A 17,203-nucleotide genomic window follows, 5' to 3' on the forward strand; every position below is an offset into this window, starting at 1 on the left:
CCCCTTACGCGTTTTTCATAATGATTGTTTCTAATACATTTGCAACACCTTGGCAGCTGTCAGCAATTTCTTCAAGGTTCTCGTAGATTTCTTTATATTGAATGATTTTAATTGGATCCTTTTCTCTTGAGAACAGATGCTTAATAGAGTGTCTTAAAATGTCATCGCAAGTGGACTCATGATCCTTAATTTTAATAGCATTTGTACGAATATCGAGCAATTTTTTATTAGATAGAAGTTCGATAGCAGTTGCGATTTCGTTCGCGCACGCGTGAATTGCGTCTACAAATTTCAACATATATTCATCTGCTTGTGTAATAGAGTACATATCGAATAAAGCAGCTGAGTGCTCTAGGCCATCTAACACATCATCCATACTCATTGCCAATTGTAAAATATCTTCACGTTCGATTGGTGTAATAAAGGCTTTATTTAACTCCATAATCAGCTCATGCATATAAGAGTCGCCTTTTGTTTCGTATTCTTTCATGCGCATGGATAATTCCTTTAGATCACTTGCATTTTTAATCTTGTGATCCACTAAAAATTGTGCACTTTCTTTTATGTTTTCTGAAATATTTGAAAGCATCTCAGAAAACTTATCTTTCTTTGCTTTGAAAACCATCCTTGTTACCTCCACCAAAAGTAATATATAAGACACACAATTGGGATTGTATCAAAAAAATGTCGAAAACTAAAACATTTTATCGGATTCTTTACAAATTCTTAACAATAGTAGTGTTGTTTTGTTAGTAAAATTCATAATAGGTTTACAAATTCTTGGGATTTGTTGTATTAGCATGCTCGTTTTGGATAGAAGTATGAAATAGTGTCTTTGTTTGGTAAGATAAAGAAAATGCTGAAAAGGATTGTTTTGATATGATTTCAATAGGATTAACTGGCTGGGGTGACCATGAATCTTTATATCCCGACAAACAAGCAGCAAAGCAAAAGCTGCGTACATACAGTCGTCATTTTTCGGTTGTCGAGGTAGACAGTTCCTTTTACGCGATGCAGCCGATTCGCAATTATGATAAGTGGATTGAAGAAACGCCGGATGATTTTTCGTTTGTAGTTAAGGCTTATCAAGGCATGACGGGGCATATGCGAGGGGACATTCCTTTTTCGGACTCAGAAGAGATGTTTACAATCTTTAAGCAGTCCATTGTACCTCTACAAGAGGCAGGAAAACTGCGTATGGTATTATTTCAATACCCGCCTTGGTTTGACTGCCAGAAAAAGCATGTAGAATTGCTGCGTTATACGAAGGAGCGTATGAATGGTGTTCCGTGCTCTATTGAGTTTCGTCATCAGTCATGGTTTGACCCGCAAATGCGTGACAGAACGCTTGCGTTTTTAGAGCAGGAGAAGTGGATTCATACGATTTGTGACGAACCGCAAGCGGGAGTTGGTTCTGTGCCAATAGTTTTGCATGCGACCAGTCGTGAGGCAGCACTCATTCGTTTGCACGGGCGTAACATCTATGGATGGGGCAATACAGGTCTGCCAAATTGGAGAGCAGTCCGCTGTTTATACCGGTACAATCATGAGGAGTTACTAGAATGGGCAGAACGCTTGCGATGGTTACAAACACAGACGAAGCAAATATATGTTTTATTTAACAATAACTCTGGCGGCGACGCTGCTGATAATGCGAAGCAGCTGATGAAGCTGTTAGGAGTAGAGGAGGGGGCGAAGGATCCTGAGCAAATGCGTTTATTCGAGTGAAGGAGAAGACAGTGAATGGCAGAAGAAAAAACGCTGTACAAACAGGGGGGATGCGCAGCGTTTTTTCATATGCATACAGGGATGTTGCTCTGTATATAACATTATTCAATCCCTCTGTTAAAAATGATAATCATTATCACTGATAATGTCAATAGATTTTGTGAAAAAATGAAGGGAGATACGATGAGCAAACAGGAACAGCTTTATCATGAAATACTCCATGTTCTGCATAAAACAGGAGATAGTTGTACATTTTCAAGCTTGTACGAGCATTTGTTGAGAAAAGGAATTATCCAGGATATTCGTGATGATCGTAAGCTTGTTGTTAGCGTGATGAGACAGCTTGAGAAGGAAGGAAACGATGCGGTCTCTTCTGTATGTCCTATCAAAAAAAGTAAGGAGCAGTAAGCTGCTCCTTGTTTTAAAGAATTAAGAAAGCATAGTTTTTGAGTGTTGGGCTACCTTTCGGGGAAAATGTCTGCTTTTCTTAGGCAATGCCGATATATTTTAATGTTTTTGCAGGCGTACTATGATCAAAAAAATGCTGTAAAAAGGCGATATCCACACCTGCTTTATAAGCGCAATAGCCCCATGTTTTTCGCAGCGTATGGGCACTCACCCCCTCCAAACCGGCGTCTTTTGCCGCCTTGTTCAGAATAAACCATGCATGCTGCCGTGTGATCGCTCCCATTCCTTTTTGTGACTTTAGGAGCGGCTCACTCTCCTTATAATTCTTTCGTTCTGTCATATAATCTAAGATTGCTTCTTGCAGCTCCGAGTTAATCGCGAACCATTTATGTTTTGTCGTTCTATCGTTTTGAAATAAAATTGATCTGCGCACATGTCCTTTTTCGTCCATGACATCTGATACCTTTAGCTGCAAAATCTCACTTACTTTTAAACCGGAGTTTACAGCTAAAATAAACAACAAAGCGTCGCGTTTGGACGATTGTAAAAGGATTTGCTTCATTTGATGCAATTGCTGCTGATCTTGAATTGGTTGACCCATTTGTTTCACGTATGACACCTTCCTCCTGGAACAAGTAAGTGAAGAGGGAAGAATCCCTGCTTTTCAATATAACGAGGAAATGTGTATTTCGTGTGAACTTTTCGTGAAATGCAAAAAAATTGTCATGACAGGTGTTCTGATTTCTGTAAACGAAAATAAAAGGTGACTCCGTCTCCTAGATTTTGTGCGCCGAAGGGAGCTTTATGCAGCTCTAATATATGCTTAGTAATTGACAGCCCGAGTCCAGTTCCTCCTGTATGCCGGCTGCGGGATGCATCAAGACGATAAAACCTATCCCATATCCTCTCTAAACTGTCCTCTGGAATCGGGGCGCCGGTATTATGAATGACGACCTCTACTTCAGAACCGCGATCATACGCACCAATTGTAATGCATTGCCCAGCAGGAGTATGGCGAATTGCGTTGCTTAGCAGATTGACCACTACCTGTTCGATTTTGTTTCGATTTGCTTGTACGATGAGAGTTCGGTCTGCTTCAAGCTGCACCTGCAGATGTTTGCTGCTCATGCTAAACGAAAGTTTTGCGTATATCTGCTTTAATAGATCGCCGATAGAAAAGGGAGCCATTTTCAGCTTATATGTCCCCGACCCAAGCTTTGCAAGCTCTAGCATATCAAGAATTAATGTATTCATATTATCGACTTCCTCTAAGATGACGTCTGTGTAATAGTCTGTGTTCGGGCTTACCTTGTCTTTTATTCCTTCTGCAAAGCTGCGGATCACACTAAGCGGAGTTTTTAGTTCATGCGAAACTCCTGAGATAAATTCCTTGCGTGTTTGCTCAAGCTGCCGTTCCTTTTTTACTTCCTGCTCAAGCTGTTCATTGGCGACTCTTAGCTTGTCGATTCGGTCCTTTAAATTAACAGAAAGCGTATTAATGCTCTGGGATAGGATCCCAATTTCATCATTAGACACAATAGGAAGCTTTTGACTGAAATCGAGGTCCGCCATCTTTTTGGTTACGTTATGAATTTCCAAGAGAGGATGTGCAATCATTTTAGAAAAATAGAATGAAAGTAAAATAATAATGAAAAACACAATGATAAAGGCATACAAATAATAATCCTTCAGTACGTCCATCGCTTCATCAACGGGTTGCAGCGATGTCATAACAAAGGCAAATTCCTGAATATGTCCGCTTTGCATAATAGGTCTTACAAATACTTGATTTCGAACCTTATCATTTTCCGGAAATGAGTACGTAGTCAGCTTCCGTTGATCTGCTTCGCCGAGCTGCATTGCAAGCTCCCATCTTTGTACCGCTTGCATAAGTGAATCAACATTATTAGTAAAATGTAAATCTGCTTGCGATGGAAGATGTAATTTTGTGATATGCCCTTCGGCGTTAACTATAAATTGCTGAGAGGAAAGATCATGCTTGATTGCATCCCAACGAATGCCAAAGGTTTTCAAATTCTCAATGATACTGTCGCTGCGCCATTCACGATCTTTCGTTCCTATGGTTGCCGGTATAATCACGTTGTCCTTCAAAACGCCTTTTACAAAGACAGGGTCATGTTCTTGGAGAGAGAGGTTCATAAATGATGAATATGCTTCTCCGTTTAAGATGTTGTTTAATGGAATGTAGAATGTTTTGTTTGTATTAAGCTCTGCGATTTCCATGTAATAGTAATCTTCATCTTGCACAATACCGTTTTGGTCAAGCAAGAGAAGCTGTGCGTTCGTTTGTTCGTAAAACCTTTGCTTAAGATTTTTGACTGTGGTAAAGTCCCGCTTGCTATGTTCGTAATCAGTGACAAATTCTTCAACCGCTTGTTGCACATACTCTGTTTTCTTCTGTATATAAAACTTCTCTAAAAAAAGTGATTGTCCGAGAAAAAAGAGCAGAAAGGTAATGGTGAACAACCCAGTTGTTAATAAAAACAGCTTCCACACAATGCTTTCTCGTTTCATGTCTTCACCTCAGTTGCCTTCCTTGTTTGCTTTATTATAGCAAATGGATGAATAGGCTGACCGAAAAATCAGAAGTTTCTCTAGAGTTTGTTATCATTCGAGTTTTGTGCTGTTTGCAGGTAGAAAGCATGTCAAAAAGCGGAGCCTGCCATTGAATTGGCAAGCTCCGCTTGTCTTATTATTGCACAGCTGCATCAAGTGCAATTGTAATCATATCGTTAAATGTTGTCTGACGCTCCTCAGCTGTTGTTTCTTCCCCGGTAAAAATATGGTCGCTTACTGTTAATACAGATAATGCGTTCACACCATGCTTTGCTGCTAATGTGTATAAAGCTGTCGTTTCCATTTCTACAGCTAATACACCATAATCACCAAGCTTTTTTACCATCTCCATACTTTCACGATAAAATACGTCTGCTGTCAATACATTTCCGACACGTACGTGTAAGCCTTTTTTGATGCCTGTCTCGTACGCTTTTCTTAGTAAATCGAAATTGGCACATGGCGCAAAATCAAAGCCGGGGAAGGTTAAGCGGTTTATGTTAGAATCTGTGCACGCGGTCATCGCAAGAATGACATCCCGTACCTTCACATTCTTTTGAATGCCGCCGCATGTACCAACGCGAATCAAGTTCTTTACACCATAGCTTTGAATGAGTTCGTTTACATAGATGGAAATAGAAGGAACTCCCATTCCTGTACCTTGGACAGAGATACGGTTTCCTTTATAAGTCCCTGTAAAGCCGAGCATGCCGCGCACATTGTTATAGCACTTTGCATCCTCTAAAAAAGTTTCTGCAATATATTTGGCGCGCAGTGGATCGCCTGGAAGCAAAATTGTTTCTGCAATTTCACCTTGCTTTGCTTCGATATGAATGCTCATGAATTATCCCCCTAAGTGTATGTAATAGATATACTACGAATTATACAATAGTACTGAAAAGAAAACGATAAGAAAGCTGTGGATAGAATTGCTTGAACGATTGTAGTATGCACGTTTGCTGCAAAAATCAAACTTTGGAAGAATTGCTTCATATAAGTGGATAGAATCGAGCAAACTAGTGGGGAGATGACGAAGTCTTATACTGGCTCATGCTTTATTGTCCCTTGTCATTGGAATAAATCATCTGAGGAAAGAGAGGGTACGTGTGGCTGAATTGACAAAGAAAAGCAACGAAACAGTCAACAGTGTAAAGAGCAGGGAGGACCAAATAGAAGAGGTTGATATTAGCCCAACAGGAACAGTTAGTGCAACCGGAGAAATTGCGCAAGGAGCGTTAGGAGCCTTTTCCTTTGATGAGCTGATTGGACGAGAGACAGTTGGACAAAAGCAAGAGTATACTCATCGCAATAAATAGCCTAGTGATAATGGAGGATTAAACATGAAGAAACAGACATCGAACTTTACAGTTGCACATATCACTGATGATATGCATATGCGTCTGAAGCAAATTGAGGAGGATTTTGAGAAAAAGTTAGGAAAGCGAGTTGCTCTTGTTGCGTATGAGGAGGAAGGAAAGCAGTAAAAAGCAAGGAGCAGAGCCTTGCTTTTTCTTTTTTTAATTGACAATGATTATCATTGTTGGTAGGATAAAAGAAAATATGAACGGAAAAGAAGGGGTCGTTATGGAGGAGTTATGGAATAAATATCGCATTCGTACTGCAGAAGCTATGAGCGTTCACCTAGAGGGAAAGCAGCTGATTGGCGGAACAGAGCTTGAGGCTTCTTTACAAACAATACAGAGTATGTTCCACGCCCCTGATATAAGAACAGCAGCTTCGCTATTTGTCAAACGATACTGTGCGTACATAGCGGTGCTAGAGGCCATGAGCCGTCGAAATACTGAGGTGCGGCTGTCGCTATCGCAAATGTCATTTTCCTGTTCCACCACTCACATTTTCACATACGCCCCGATGTTGCTGGCGAAGCGAAGCAAGCAAAGTCGTGATGTGTGGCGGGAGCAATTGCTGCAGGCGTTATTCCAAGAGCATCTTTCTGTCATGATTGAGTCTTTCGAACGGGAGACAGGAGTTTCCTCTTCTGTAATGTGGTCGCATATTGCATATTATATCCATACGATGTATGAGCAATGGATCCGCGAGGAAAGTGATCCGATTATACAAGAGCGGATTGCGGATGATTTTGCTTACTTGCGGAGAGCACCTGCGGAGTGGTTCGGAGCACGTGTTCAAAATCCGCTGTGCGTGTCCTTTTCTTGCATGAAGCACCCTATAGAGGACAAACCAGTACTTATTCGAAAAACGTGCTGTTTGAACTATAAAACAGGAAGTAGCAAGGGTCCCTGCTACACCTGCCCGCGTTTATCGGAGCAAGAACGTCTTGAAAAAATAAAAGCATTATCCCAAAAAGCATAAACATGTTTTATGCTTTTTTATTTGGAAATAAACGGAACAATGTTACAATAGAAGAAAAAACAGTCGGGTGATAGTGCATGAGAAACATAACGCTCGGAATGATGGTTTTATTTCTTGTTCTTCTTGTTGCAGCATACGTACATAAGCAAGGGTGGATCGGAACAGAACGTACAGTCTCTCTGATAAAGGGCGGGGTAGAATGGGACGTTGATAATGCGGCTGTAAACAAAAAAACAAAGGTTTCCTTTATTATTCGAGACGACAAAGGGGAAGGCTTGCGAGGCTTGAATGACGAAGAACAAAATGAAGTACGGGCCGTGATTGTGCCTCCTGACATGAAGGAGTATACAGAAATTCAACCTGCCTTTCTTGGAAAAGGAGCGTTTACGTTTTCTTACATCTTTAGGAAGAAAGGAGAATATGCTATCTTTTTGTATAAAAAAAATAAAAATATGCAGCAATCCTTTGCGGATACAAGGGTAATAATCGGCAAAGAAAGTGAGCAGGACAGCAAAAAAGAGCAGGTTTTACAGCCGGATTCCTTGTTAACAACAGAAATTGGGCCGTATGAAACATCTCTTGTTTTTAATGCACTACAAGCGGGGAAAAAGGAAACGTTAACCTTTCAATTTCCGCGTAAGGAAGGAGCGCTGCGTTTTCGCTCGAAAAGTGGAGAATTGTCTTCCTTCCTATTTGTAAACGAATCGAAACGTTCACTCGTGTACACAATGGCACAGGATCGGGAGAAGGAACTCTTGCTGTCGGTTACATTTCCTGAGGAAGGGTTATATAAAATGTGGGGTACCTTCTACGTGAATGGCAGGGAATATCATCGGACTTTTGTTGTACAGGTTGGGAAGAGAAAGTAGAGGTCATATAGGCTTCTCTTTTTTGTTTATATGACATAGCCGAAATTCCTCCCTCTTCATAGCTGAAATATAGTAGATAAATCCCTTTTTGTTTTTTTAAAATTTTTTTAGAAAATTAGAAAATAATTTATGATAATATACGAGTAGGAGAGTAAAAAGAGGGGTGAGACGATGATTATAAAACAATATAGCGGATACGAATTGGTGAAAGCGCAACCAAATACATCGGAGGATTATTTCAATCGCTCAGAAGTAACCTACATAACCAATGGAGAAGAACGGACGCTGCACGTCCTATACGTTCGTTATTTTGAGGAGCAGCTGCAACAATTTACGCCGTTTGCAGGAAATCCAGTATTTCAAATCGAAAACGAAGATATAGCATTTAAGGATATAGCCGCGCTCGCCTGTTTGCTGCATGATCCGGAGATGACTTCTCGAAAGCGTGTATATATTAATACAGTAGAAGAATTTGCCCCGTACTTTGACGCAAACGCTGTCGAAAGGTTAAAAGGAATTGCTGCGCAATGCCGCAAAAACGGCAGCGCTGAAGTCAAGGAAGAAAACAAAACAGCATAAACATAAAGTACAAGAAGGAAAAGGGGGAATATAGCATGTCCAATTCTGTAGTAGAAAATCAAACAAAGCAGGTAGAAGCCTTTTTGCAAGATGTTGTCTCCGTTATGACGGAGTATATGAATCATCATACGATTATATCCTTACTCGAAGAGTCTGAAAATGGGAATAAGGAATATTACGAAGGCCTTCTTGCCGGCATGCGCCGTTTACTGGTTTTTTGCGAAGAGGGCTTAGATGCGTGCCGTGTTCTATTAAAAAGCACTCCGTTTCGTAAAGGAGCGGCTGAGCGCATGCTGTACAAAATTTATCATCAGGTCGTATGTGAGTTTTTTACACCGAAAAACGACTATTGGTATGAAAATAGTCGTTCTGCTTATACGGGAAAAAATGCGATTGCGTTTACTATGACACCTCCATCTTCCGTACAGCAGCTCATGAAATCGCTCGAGGGTAAATTCCAAGCGATGCGCGAGGAACTAGAATACTACGAAACAGATTATCAAACGAAAATGATTCAGTCACAGTAAAAGCAGCGAATACGCTGCTTTTTTTCATTGCTCTGCTTTTTGTCGGCGGCATAGTGAGCCCATAGTTGGAATACATTTAGAAGGTAGAGCAATGAAACGGAGGTGTCTCCATGATGCAGCGAGAACTATTCGACCACTATTTTCACGAGGTGGAGCATTGGTGTGAAAGCGTACTGCACGTATTGGATAGCCGGGCGATGGAAATCTATGACGTTCATATATTAGAGTATCGAATTCAAATGCTGCTTGATCAGCTCAAAGGACAGAATGCCGATTATGATGTGGAGTTTGTCTATCAAATTAGCGATGATGTGGAACATATTCAGCATCATTTGCAAGAGGTGTTGACAACAGGGCATTATGAGGAGTATGCCGCATACGAAAGGAGCTATGAAAGGGAGCCTGTTCCAATCGGAGGACACGTTCTTCCGCCGCTTCCCTATCCATACAACGCATTAGAGCCTTATATTGCAAAAGAAATTATGATGCTGCATCACGACAAGCATCATCGCAGCTACGTAAATGGCTTGAATAAAGCCGAGAAAATGATGCAAAAGGCTCGCAATACGGGTGATTATGATTTACTAAAGCATTGGGAGCGTGAAGCAGCATTTCACGGATCTGGTCATTATTTGCATACTATTTTTTGGAGCAATATGAAAAAAGGCGGCGGCGGAGCACCGAAAGGAACCCTGCTGTCGCAGCTTGAACAGGATTTCGGCAGCTTTGATCGGTTTCAAACTCACTTTACAGAAGCAGCCAATAAGGTGGAGGGATCAGGCTGGGCTATTCTCGTTTGGAGCCCGCGTTCGGGCAGGCTGGAAATTTTACAAAGCACATTGCATCAATTGTTTACGCAATGGGATACGATTCCGCTGCTTGTTTTGGATGTTTGGGAGCATGCGTACTACTTGCAATACCAAAACAGAAAAGAGGAGTATATTCGCAACTGGTGGAACGTTGTGGACTGGAATAATGTAGAGGAACGGTTTCAAAAAGCGCGGAAGCTGCAATGGCAGCCATTTTAAAAGCTTCGCCCCGTAGTCGGGCGAAGTTTTTTTCTTAGAGGATACGAAAATATAACTTTTGGGGGTATTGTTTAGCTCCAACGTCCAGCTATCGCAGTCAAATGACCTTCCCTGCAAAAGACAAAAAGCTCCTTATGCGCGGGAGAACATACGGTGAGCTTTAATGAATCAGCTTTGCCAAAACCGCGCGTTTTATTCGCTGGTAGTTTGCTTATCAGGGCTCATTGGGATGCTTGCACCTTTCTTAGGCGGTTTCTGCATGAGTCTTCTTTTCCCCTTCCTCCGGCTTTTCAATCATAATTCCTAGGACAAAGCATACACTTGTACAAAACCGGAATAGGAAAGGATGTGGAAACGATGCATATATGGATAAAGACAGCTCTTTCCGTTCTTTGTGCTGCCTTTTTATGTGTCTTGCTTCTTCCTCAGCATACATATGCCGGCTTTCAAGGTGTGAGTGCACGTAACGCTGTTTTGATTGAACAGAAAACTGGACGCATTTTATACAGTAAGCAGGCAAATGAGCCGGAGAAAATAGCCAGTATTACAAAAATTATGACGGCTCTTTTGGCGGTAGAGTCAGGAAAAATGAAGGAGACGGTTTCCATTAGCAATACAGCAGTACGAGCAGAGGGTTCTGCTATTTATCTAAAGGCGGGGCAAAAGGTGAAGCTTGAGGATTTAGTATATGGTCTTATGCTTCGATCTGGTAATGATGCAGCACAAGCGATTGCTGAGCATGTTGGCGGAAGTGTGGATGGATTTGTCTATTTAATGAATGAGAAAGCGCAGGAAATTGGGATGAAGAATACACATTTTTCTAATCCAAGCGGTTTAGATGGGGATGGAAATCATTATTCCTCCGCCTATGATATGGCATTATTAACACGGTATGCAATGCAAAATGAGATCTTTCGAAAGATATTTGGTACGAAAAGATATCAATCTGAGGCGTGGGATTACCCTTGGAATAACAAGCATAGACTGCTTACCTCCATGTATGAGTATGCGACCGGAGGGAAAACAGGATTTACGAAAAAAGCAGGACGAACGCTCGTGACCACAGCTTCAAAGGATGGTTTGGATTTAATTGTCGTTACATTAGATGCACCTAGTGATTGGAAGGATCACATGTATTTATTTAACGAGGGCTTTAAGCAGTATACGATGACGACGATTATGCAGGAGGGCAGTATTGCTGATGTAAAGGGCAAATCTTACAAACAGCATGTGTATTTAAAAAATGCCTTCTCCTATCCATTGAAAAAGGAGGAGAAGCAGGACGTAACCGTTAGTATCGAGCTGGAATCGAGGGCACAAACACAAACAGACGGCAGCGTGGTTGGAAAAGCAGTATTTTTGTTAAAGGGAGAGCCGATCGGAGAGCGAAATGTGTTTTATAGCAAGAAGAGGCTGCTGCCTGCGACGGGACTATTTTGGGAAGATTTTCGGGAAGTGTTTTCTTCCATGTTAGGTGTTACATACGATGGTTAATCTTATTTGGGTTGCGATGACGATTATTGGCGTGTTGTATGCGATGATAAACGGTACAATGGAGGCTGTAAATAAAGCTGTATTTGATGGTGCAAAAATGGCGGTTACGATTTGCATCGGTTTATTAAGTGTACTGATTTTTTGGCTTGGACTGATGCGGATTGCAGAGGAGGCAGGTTTATTAAAAAAGCTTGTTGCTCTATTTTTGCCGCTGATTAAAAAGCTGTTTCCTGAAGTTCCAAAGGATCATCCGGCAATGGGATTTATTTTGTCAAACATGATGGCGAATTTCTTTGGACTCGGTAATGCGGCAACACCACTCGGTATTAAGGCAATGGAGCATTTGAAGGAATTAAATGGCGGCAAGGATTCGGTGAGCCGTTCTATGATTACGTTTCTTGCTCTAAATACGTCAGCCATTACCCTTATTCCAACAACGGTCATTTCCATTCGAATGACGTACAATTCGGCTAATCCAACAGACATTGTGCTTGTAACCTTTATTGCTCAATTGCTGTCCATGATTGGTGCAATTTGCATTGACCGTTATTTTTACAGAAGGCGCACGAAAAAGGAGGGGAATAAACGATGAGTATCGTAAACACTATTTCTCTTTGGCTCATACCATGCATGATTGCCTTTATTCTTTTGTACGGTACTGTCAAAAAGGTTCCAACATATGAAACGTTTGTCGAGGGGGGAAAAGAAGGGCTCGGTATCGCTGTCTCTATCTTGCCCTTTATGGTCGGTATGCTCGTTTCCATTTCCATTTTTCGCGCTTCAGGAGCATTGGATGCGATGGTCGGCGTAATGAAGCCTCTTTTGGATAAAATCGGAGTGCCGGCAGAAATTGTTCCACTTGCTCTTATTCGCCCGATTTCCGGATCTGCCGGACTCAGCATTACGACTGATTTAATTGCAACATATGGTCCTGACTCCTTTCTTGGTCGCTTGGCTGCTGTTATGCAAGGGAGTACGGATACAACCTTTTACGTTTTGACCGTTTATTTCGGGGCGGTTGGCATCCGAAAAATGGGAGATGCGCTGAAGGTTGGACTATTTGCCGATTTGATTGGTATTGTTTGCTCTATTATATTTGTTTCACTTATGTTCCGCTGATGATCAGCGGTTTTTTTCTTTTTGGAGAATGTTTTCTTTTTCGACAAAATTTTATTATAATGAAATTAGTGCCGTTATGAGGAAAAGGGGTAAAATAGCGGTTTTTTTGCATAATATTTGTAGGACAAAAAGTGAACAATTTGTTAACAAATTATTGTGAAAATACCGGCAGTTGGAAGTTGTTAACTTGTATTCCCTATTACATAAGGGTAAGATGAACTTGAGGTGGAAAACAAAATGGAAAGATTGCAAAAGGTAATCGCACAAGCCGGAATTGCTTCCCGAAGAAAAGCAGAAGAACTCATTCTTGAGGGTAAGGTAAAAGTCAACGGCCAAGTGGTGACAGAATTAGGAATAAAGGTAGGCAGGCAGGATGAGGTTGAAGTGCTCGGTGTGCCGATTGAGAAGGAAGAACCTGTATACTTTTTATTATATAAACCGACCGGCGTAATCTCTGCTGTAAGCGATGATAAAGGAAGAAAGGTTGTAACCGATTTCTTTCCAGACATTAAGCAGCGTATTTTTCCGATTGGCCGATTGGATTATGATACGTCTGGCCTCCTTCTCTTGACCAATGATGGGGAGTTCGCGAATGCACTTATGCATCCGAAGTATGAGGTTGAGAAGGTATATGTAGCAAAAGTGAAGGGCGTGCTGACGGGTGAGAAAATTCGCATGCTTCAAAGAGGCGTAATACTGGAAGACGGTAAAACAGCGCCCGCACGCGTGAAGCTGATCTCTGGAGACCGCCGCAAGGAAACGGCTGTTGTCGAAATTGCCATTCATGAAGGGCGCAATCGGCAAGTTAGAAGAATGTTTGAAGCGGTTGGCTGCAAGGTTGTGAAGCTAAAGCGGGAGCGCTATGCTTTTTTAGGGCTTGGATCGCTTCGGCCTGGAGAAGCACGTGCACTGTCTCCGCATGAGGTGAAGCAGCTTCGTGCAGTTGCCCTAACAAAGCCGAGATAAGCAACTCGGCTTATTCCGGCTATCTAGCCTAGAGGGAGAGAAGAGGATGAAGAAAAACAGACTTGTATTTCGTACCGTTATTTTACTCATTCTTGTTGGTGCGCTTGCGTTTACTCTGTATCAAAACTTCCTAACGGAGACAGAAAAGGTAGAGGTCGGTAAGAAGGCTCCGGATTTTCTTGTCACCGATATGAATGGGACCAAAATCTCACTTTCCGGCTTAAAGGGAAAAGGAGTATTGCTAAACTTTTGGGGAACATGGTGTAAACCGTGCGAAAAGGAAATGCCATATATGAATGAGTTGTATGCTTCCTATAAAGATAAGGGAATTGAAATGATTGCGTTAAATGCTGATGAGACGGAAATTGCTGTGAAAAACTTTGTGAATCAATATGGTTTGACGTTTCCGATCGCGATTGATAAAGGACAGGAGATATTAAATACATACGGGGTAGGTCCGCTTCCTACGACTTTTTTAATCGATGCGAGCGGTAAAGTAGTAAAGCAGATTACAGGCACGCAGACAAAGGAGCAGCTTGAAGAATATGTAAAGGAGATTGTTCCTGAGTAAAGCATGTTTCAAGTAGACATAAGGGGTGAGGGAATGGAACACGTAAAATGTGAATGCGGCCATGTCAATCCTGTCGGCACCTTTTTTTGCGAGGCGTGCGGGAAGCCGTTTCAACACGAGGAGTCTGCAAGCTTACTAGATATGAAATATGAGGGAAGCGCGAGGCGTTCTATTACATATAACAGAACGATTGTAGACAAAGTATGGAGCTTTTTTTCTTCTGTAAAGGTTGGGATTTGGCTGATTGTTATTACGCTCGTGGCATCCTCAATCGGCACTGTGTTTCCGCAGCAAATGTATTTGCCTCCAACTGTTACACCGGGTGAGTACTATGAGGATAAATATGGTGTTCTCGGTAAGCTGTATTACGATCTTGGATTTAATAATTTGTACAGCTCCTGGTGGTATATGATCTTGCTTGCATCCATCGGAATTTCGCTTGTCATATGCAGTCTTGATCGGGTTATACCGCTGTATAAAGCATTGAAAAATCAGGGGGTAACGCGCCATCAAAGTTTTTTGAAGCGGCAGCGTTTGTTTGGTGTTTCTTCTGCAGCACCCGAAGACATTATTGTGATTCAAGAAAATTTGATCAAACGGCGCTATAATGTGCGAACGGAAAATGGCAATATATTGGCGGAAAAAGGCCGCTTTTCTCGTTGGGGGCCTTATGTGAATCATATTGGTCTCATTATCTTTTTATTTGGTGCTATGCTTCGCTTTGTGCCTGGTATGTATGTAGACGAGTCCATTTGGCTGCGCGAGGGTGAAACAAAGGAAATACCGGGTACAGATGGTAAGTACTATTTGAAAAATGAAAAATTTATTAAAGAAGTGTACAGCAAAGAAAAAGAGGATAAAGTGTTTGACGAGGCGATTAACCGTGTTGGCAACAGCATGCTGCCGAAAAACTATCAAACGAATGCCGTGCTGTATGAAGCGGTAGGGACTGCGGTTGCCGGTCAAGAGCCTAAGCTGAAAAAGGTAACAGATTACAAGATTCGAGTGAATTATCCTCTGAAATTTGATAGCTTTGCTTTGTATCAAACGGATTATAAAGAGGGAGAGCTAAGTAAGATGTTTCTTCATTTGGAAGATAAGACAACCCATGAGAAACGCGGTCCAATTGAAGTGAATCTTGCGAATCCAGAGGAGAAGTATGACCTGGGGAACGGGTACCGAGTGGAGCTGCTAAGCTATTTTCCTGATTTTTACTTTGATGAAGAGGGAAAACCGAGCACGAAAACGAAGGTGCCGAATAACCCAGCGTTCGTATTCAAAATGTTTACTCCAGCAACACCAGATGGAGAAGTAAGCTTTGTTGCGATTCGGCAAAATATTGAACCAGCAGGTACAAATAAGTATAAAATGACATTCGCTGGCATTGAGACAAGAAATGCAACTGCACTTACTGTTCGTAAGGATTTAACACTTTGGATTCTCGCTCTTGGCGGAACTATTTTCATGATTGGGGTTATTCAAGGGATGTATTGGAATCATCGCCGTATTTGGATTCAGCGCATCGACGGTGAGTGGTGGATAGCTGGACATACAAACAAAAATTGGTACGGATTTCGCAATGAAATTGAGAAGGTTCTGTCAGGCACCGCTGTTCCGCAGCCGGAGGATAAAGTACTGATGGAAAAAATCAGTTAAGGGTGGGAGATGCATGGCACAAATTAGCAGTAACTTTCTTTTTGCTGCCTTTATTCTATATCTCGTGGCAACCGTTTTTTTCGGCGGCAGTATTCGGGAGAAGGGGAAGCGGTGGGCAAACATTGGAATTTCTATTACAATCGCAGGATTTCTTGCTCAACTTGTCTATTTTATCACACGTTGGATTGCAGCAAAGCACGCTCCTGTGAGTAATCTGTTTGAATTTACGACATTTTTTGGTATGGGGCTTGTGTTAGCTTTTATTGTTATGTATTTTATTTATCGTACAAGCATTCTTGGCTTGTTTGCATTGCCGATTGCTATTTTAGTAATCGCCTATGCGAGTATGTTTCCTCGTGAAGTTACGCCGCTTATTCCATCGTTAAAGAGCAAATGGCTATATATTCACGTGACGACAGCGGCACTTGGAGAAGCCATTTTGGCAATTAGCTTTGTGGGGGGGCTGATTTACTTAATTAAAAACGTAGATCAATCAAGACGAAGCAAGCAAACATTTTGGCTTGAAGCGGTGTTATTTTTTCTTGTATGTACGCTTGGTTTTGTTAGTGCGACAACAGCATTTTCTATCAATAAGTATGAAGCGAAGTTTGAATACACGGATAAAAATGACCAAAAAACTGAGGTGGTATATCAGTTGCCTGCGCTTGTTGGTCCTTATGAAGGTGTGCTGCAGACACCAGGAAAACTTGACCCTGCTCTTCACACCCCTGCCGTTGTAAACGCCAAAAAATTGAACACGGTCATTTGGTCTCTATTGTTTGGAATCGGTATATATGCAGTACTCCGTTTATTATTTCGCAAGCGTATTGCGGCATTTCTTCAGCCGTTTGTACAACGTGTCAGCAATGATTTGCTTGACGAAATCGGCTACCGATCAGTTGCAATTGGATTTCCGGTCTTTACGCTTGGCGCTCTTATTTTTGCGATGATTTGGGCGCAGATAGCATGGACGCGTTTTTGGGGATGGGATCCGAAAGAGGTATGGGCGCTTATTACATGGTTGTTTTACGCTGCATTTTTGCATTTGCGTCTTTCAAAGGGGTGGCACGGGGAAAAGTCTGCATGGCTGGCCGTTGTTGGTTTTGCGATTATTATGTTTAATCTTGTAGCGGTGAATCTCGTTATTGCGGGTCTGCATTCATACGCATAAATAAAGAAGCGGAAACGCTTCTTTTTATATACCGTTCAAAAACTTTCTACATATATGCTACATTCTTTTTAATTTCAAGAAAAGTATGGCAATTTTAAGTGTGTTTCGTGAGATATTGTTGTGAGCAGTTATAATTGTTTATAAAATTGTCAAACTCTTAAATAGGTTATGATAGG

20 protein-coding genes are annotated in these 17,203 nt (G+C 41.6%); 16 read left to right on the plus strand and 4 right to left on the minus strand.

From position 1 onward, the window contains the following. Window positions 1-4: 4 nt before the first annotated feature. Window positions 5-625: a DUF47 domain-containing protein gene (locus tag AC6HZ4_RS11045; RefSeq protein WP_497495039.1), complete on the minus strand. Its 621-nt coding sequence runs from the start codon at window positions 623-625 to the stop codon at window positions 5-7. Window positions 626-879: 254 nt separating this feature from the next. Here AC6HZ4_RS11045 and AC6HZ4_RS11050 point away from each other — a divergent pair, with 254 nt between their 5' ends. Continuing rightward, complete coding sequence (locus AC6HZ4_RS11050; RefSeq protein ID WP_497495040.1) at window positions 880-1,728, plus strand: DUF72 domain-containing protein; 849 nt, start codon at window positions 880-882, stop codon at window positions 1,726-1,728. Between the two features lie 183 nt (window positions 1,729-1,911). Further along, complete coding sequence (locus tag AC6HZ4_RS11055; protein WP_497495041.1) at window positions 1,912-2,136, plus strand: hypothetical protein; 225 nt, start codon at window positions 1,912-1,914, stop codon at window positions 2,134-2,136. 79 nt (window positions 2,137-2,215) lie between these two features. Here AC6HZ4_RS11055 and AC6HZ4_RS11060 read toward each other — a convergent pair whose 3' ends face one another. The 3 genes from AC6HZ4_RS11060 to deoD all read right to left on the minus strand — a co-directional run bounded on the left by AC6HZ4_RS11060 (window position 2,216) and on the right by deoD (window position 5,554). Next, entirely contained in the window at window positions 2,216-2,746 is a 531-nt protein-coding gene (locus tag AC6HZ4_RS11060; RefSeq protein ID WP_497495042.1) for a tyrosine-type recombinase/integrase, read from the minus strand. Window positions 2,747-2,859: 113 nt separating this feature from the next. Next, window positions 2,860-4,671, minus strand: coding sequence for a sensor histidine kinase (locus tag AC6HZ4_RS11065; protein ID WP_497495043.1), 1,812 nt, complete (start codon window positions 4,669-4,671; stop codon window positions 2,860-2,862). A gap of 178 nt (window positions 4,672-4,849) precedes the next feature. Beyond that, window positions 4,850-5,554: a purine-nucleoside phosphorylase gene (gene deoD, locus AC6HZ4_RS11070; protein ID WP_497495044.1), complete on the minus strand. Its 705-nt coding sequence runs from the start codon at window positions 5,552-5,554 to the stop codon at window positions 4,850-4,852. Window positions 5,555-5,819: 265 nt separating this feature from the next. Between deoD and AC6HZ4_RS11075 the strand changes: the two genes are divergently transcribed. The 14 genes from AC6HZ4_RS11075 to ccsB all read left to right on the plus strand — a co-directional run bounded on the left by AC6HZ4_RS11075 (window position 5,820) and on the right by ccsB (window position 17,027). After that, complete coding sequence (locus AC6HZ4_RS11075) at window positions 5,820-6,029, plus strand: hypothetical protein (protein ID WP_497495045.1); 210 nt, start codon at window positions 5,820-5,822, stop codon at window positions 6,027-6,029. 24 nt (window positions 6,030-6,053) lie between these two features. Beyond that, entirely contained in the window at window positions 6,054-6,197 is a 144-nt protein-coding gene (locus AC6HZ4_RS11080; protein WP_497495046.1) for a hypothetical protein, read from the plus strand. Between the two features lie 76 nt (window positions 6,198-6,273). Beyond that, window positions 6,274-7,047 (plus strand): IucA/IucC family C-terminal-domain containing protein, encoded by a 774-nt coding sequence (locus tag AC6HZ4_RS11085; protein ID WP_497495048.1) that lies wholly within the window; start codon window positions 6,274-6,276, stop codon window positions 7,045-7,047. Window positions 7,048-7,124: 77 nt separating this feature from the next. Then, entirely contained in the window at window positions 7,125-7,916 is a 792-nt protein-coding gene (locus tag AC6HZ4_RS11090; RefSeq protein WP_497495049.1) for a DUF8832 domain-containing protein, read from the plus strand. Between the two features lie 171 nt (window positions 7,917-8,087). Next, window positions 8,088-8,495 carry a hypothetical protein gene (locus AC6HZ4_RS11095; RefSeq protein WP_497495050.1) on the plus strand — a complete coding sequence of 136 codons (408 nt, stop codon included), beginning with the start codon at window positions 8,088-8,090 and terminating at the stop codon, window positions 8,493-8,495. Between the two features lie 35 nt (window positions 8,496-8,530). Next, window positions 8,531-9,022: a YpuI family protein gene (locus AC6HZ4_RS11100; protein WP_497495051.1), complete on the plus strand. Its 492-nt coding sequence runs from the start codon at window positions 8,531-8,533 to the stop codon at window positions 9,020-9,022. Window positions 9,023-9,132: 110 nt separating this feature from the next. Continuing rightward, a complete protein-coding gene (locus tag AC6HZ4_RS11105) occupies window positions 9,133-10,050 on the plus strand; it encodes a superoxide dismutase (protein WP_497495052.1) in 918 nt (305 codons plus the stop codon). 369 nt (window positions 10,051-10,419) lie between these two features. Continuing rightward, the gene (locus AC6HZ4_RS11110; protein ID WP_497495668.1) at window positions 10,420-11,544 is read left to right on the plus strand and encodes a D-alanyl-D-alanine carboxypeptidase family protein; all 1,125 of its coding nucleotides are present in this window, start codon (window positions 10,420-10,422) and stop codon (window positions 11,542-11,544) included. After that, entirely contained in the window at window positions 11,537-12,136 is a 600-nt protein-coding gene (locus tag AC6HZ4_RS11115) for a nucleoside recognition domain-containing protein (RefSeq protein ID WP_497495053.1), read from the plus strand. Before AC6HZ4_RS11110 ends, AC6HZ4_RS11115 begins: the two co-directional genes overlap by 8 nt. Further along, complete coding sequence (locus AC6HZ4_RS11120) at window positions 12,133-12,663, plus strand: spore maturation protein (RefSeq protein ID WP_497495054.1); 531 nt, start codon at window positions 12,133-12,135, stop codon at window positions 12,661-12,663. The genes AC6HZ4_RS11115 and AC6HZ4_RS11120 overlap by 4 nt, the downstream gene beginning before the upstream one ends. Before the next feature lie 237 nt (window positions 12,664-12,900). Further along, window positions 12,901-13,629: a 23S rRNA pseudouridine(2605) synthase RluB gene (gene rluB / locus AC6HZ4_RS11125; RefSeq protein WP_497495055.1), complete on the plus strand. Its 729-nt coding sequence runs from the start codon at window positions 12,901-12,903 to the stop codon at window positions 13,627-13,629. Between the two features lie 46 nt (window positions 13,630-13,675). After that, window positions 13,676-14,200, plus strand: coding sequence for a thiol-disulfide oxidoreductase ResA (gene resA, locus AC6HZ4_RS11130; RefSeq protein WP_497495057.1), 525 nt, complete (start codon window positions 13,676-13,678; stop codon window positions 14,198-14,200). Between the two features lie 33 nt (window positions 14,201-14,233). Then, the gene (locus tag AC6HZ4_RS11135) at window positions 14,234-15,856 is read left to right on the plus strand and encodes a cytochrome c biogenesis ResB family protein (protein WP_497495059.1); all 1,623 of its coding nucleotides are present in this window, start codon (window positions 14,234-14,236) and stop codon (window positions 15,854-15,856) included. A 13-nt stretch (window positions 15,857-15,869) separates the two neighbouring features. Next, window positions 15,870-17,027, plus strand: coding sequence for a c-type cytochrome biogenesis protein CcsB (ccsB, locus tag AC6HZ4_RS11140; protein ID WP_497495060.1), 1,158 nt, complete (start codon window positions 15,870-15,872; stop codon window positions 17,025-17,027). Window positions 17,028-17,203: the final 176 nt, after the last annotated feature.

Source organism: Ectobacillus sp. OTK, assembly GCF_059698935.1.

Excerpts from the sequence above, each read along its gene's own strand:
- AC6HZ4_RS11055 (WP_497495041.1), top strand. The coding sequence starts at position 1,912 with ATGAGCAAACAGGAACAGCTTTATCATGAAATACTCCATGTTCTGCAT.
- AC6HZ4_RS11045 (WP_497495039.1), bottom strand. The coding sequence starts at position 625 with ATGGTTTTCAAAGCAAAGAAAGATAAGTTTTCTGAGATGCTTTCAAAT.
- AC6HZ4_RS11085 (WP_497495048.1), top strand. The coding sequence starts at position 6,274 with ATGAACGGAAAAGAAGGGGTCGTTATGGAGGAGTTATGGAATAAATAT.
- AC6HZ4_RS11115 (WP_497495053.1), top strand. The coding sequence starts at position 11,537 with ATGGTTAATCTTATTTGGGTTGCGATGACGATTATTGGCGTGTTGTAT.
- AC6HZ4_RS11095 (WP_497495050.1), top strand. The coding sequence starts at position 8,088 with ATGATTATAAAACAATATAGCGGATACGAATTGGTGAAAGCGCAACCA.
- AC6HZ4_RS11120 (WP_497495054.1), top strand. The coding sequence starts at position 12,133 with ATGAGTATCGTAAACACTATTTCTCTTTGGCTCATACCATGCATGATT.
- rluB (WP_497495055.1), top strand. The coding sequence starts at position 12,901 with ATGGAAAGATTGCAAAAGGTAATCGCACAAGCCGGAATTGCTTCCCGA.
- AC6HZ4_RS11135 (WP_497495059.1), top strand. The coding sequence starts at position 14,234 with ATGGAACACGTAAAATGTGAATGCGGCCATGTCAATCCTGTCGGCACC.
- AC6HZ4_RS11100 (WP_497495051.1), top strand. The coding sequence starts at position 8,531 with ATGTCCAATTCTGTAGTAGAAAATCAAACAAAGCAGGTAGAAGCCTTT.
- AC6HZ4_RS11080 (WP_497495046.1), top strand. The coding sequence starts at position 6,054 with ATGAAGAAACAGACATCGAACTTTACAGTTGCACATATCACTGATGAT.
- AC6HZ4_RS11090 (WP_497495049.1), top strand. The coding sequence starts at position 7,125 with ATGAGAAACATAACGCTCGGAATGATGGTTTTATTTCTTGTTCTTCTT.
- deoD (WP_497495044.1), bottom strand. The coding sequence starts at position 5,554 with ATGAGCATTCATATCGAAGCAAAGCAAGGTGAAATTGCAGAAACAATT.
- resA (WP_497495057.1), top strand. The coding sequence starts at position 13,676 with ATGAAGAAAAACAGACTTGTATTTCGTACCGTTATTTTACTCATTCTT.
- AC6HZ4_RS11065 (WP_497495043.1), bottom strand. The coding sequence starts at position 4,671 with ATGAAACGAGAAAGCATTGTGTGGAAGCTGTTTTTATTAACAACTGGG.
- AC6HZ4_RS11105 (WP_497495052.1), top strand. The coding sequence starts at position 9,133 with ATGATGCAGCGAGAACTATTCGACCACTATTTTCACGAGGTGGAGCAT.
- ccsB (WP_497495060.1), top strand. The coding sequence starts at position 15,870 with ATGGCACAAATTAGCAGTAACTTTCTTTTTGCTGCCTTTATTCTATAT.
- AC6HZ4_RS11050 (WP_497495040.1), top strand. The coding sequence starts at position 880 with ATGATTTCAATAGGATTAACTGGCTGGGGTGACCATGAATCTTTATAT.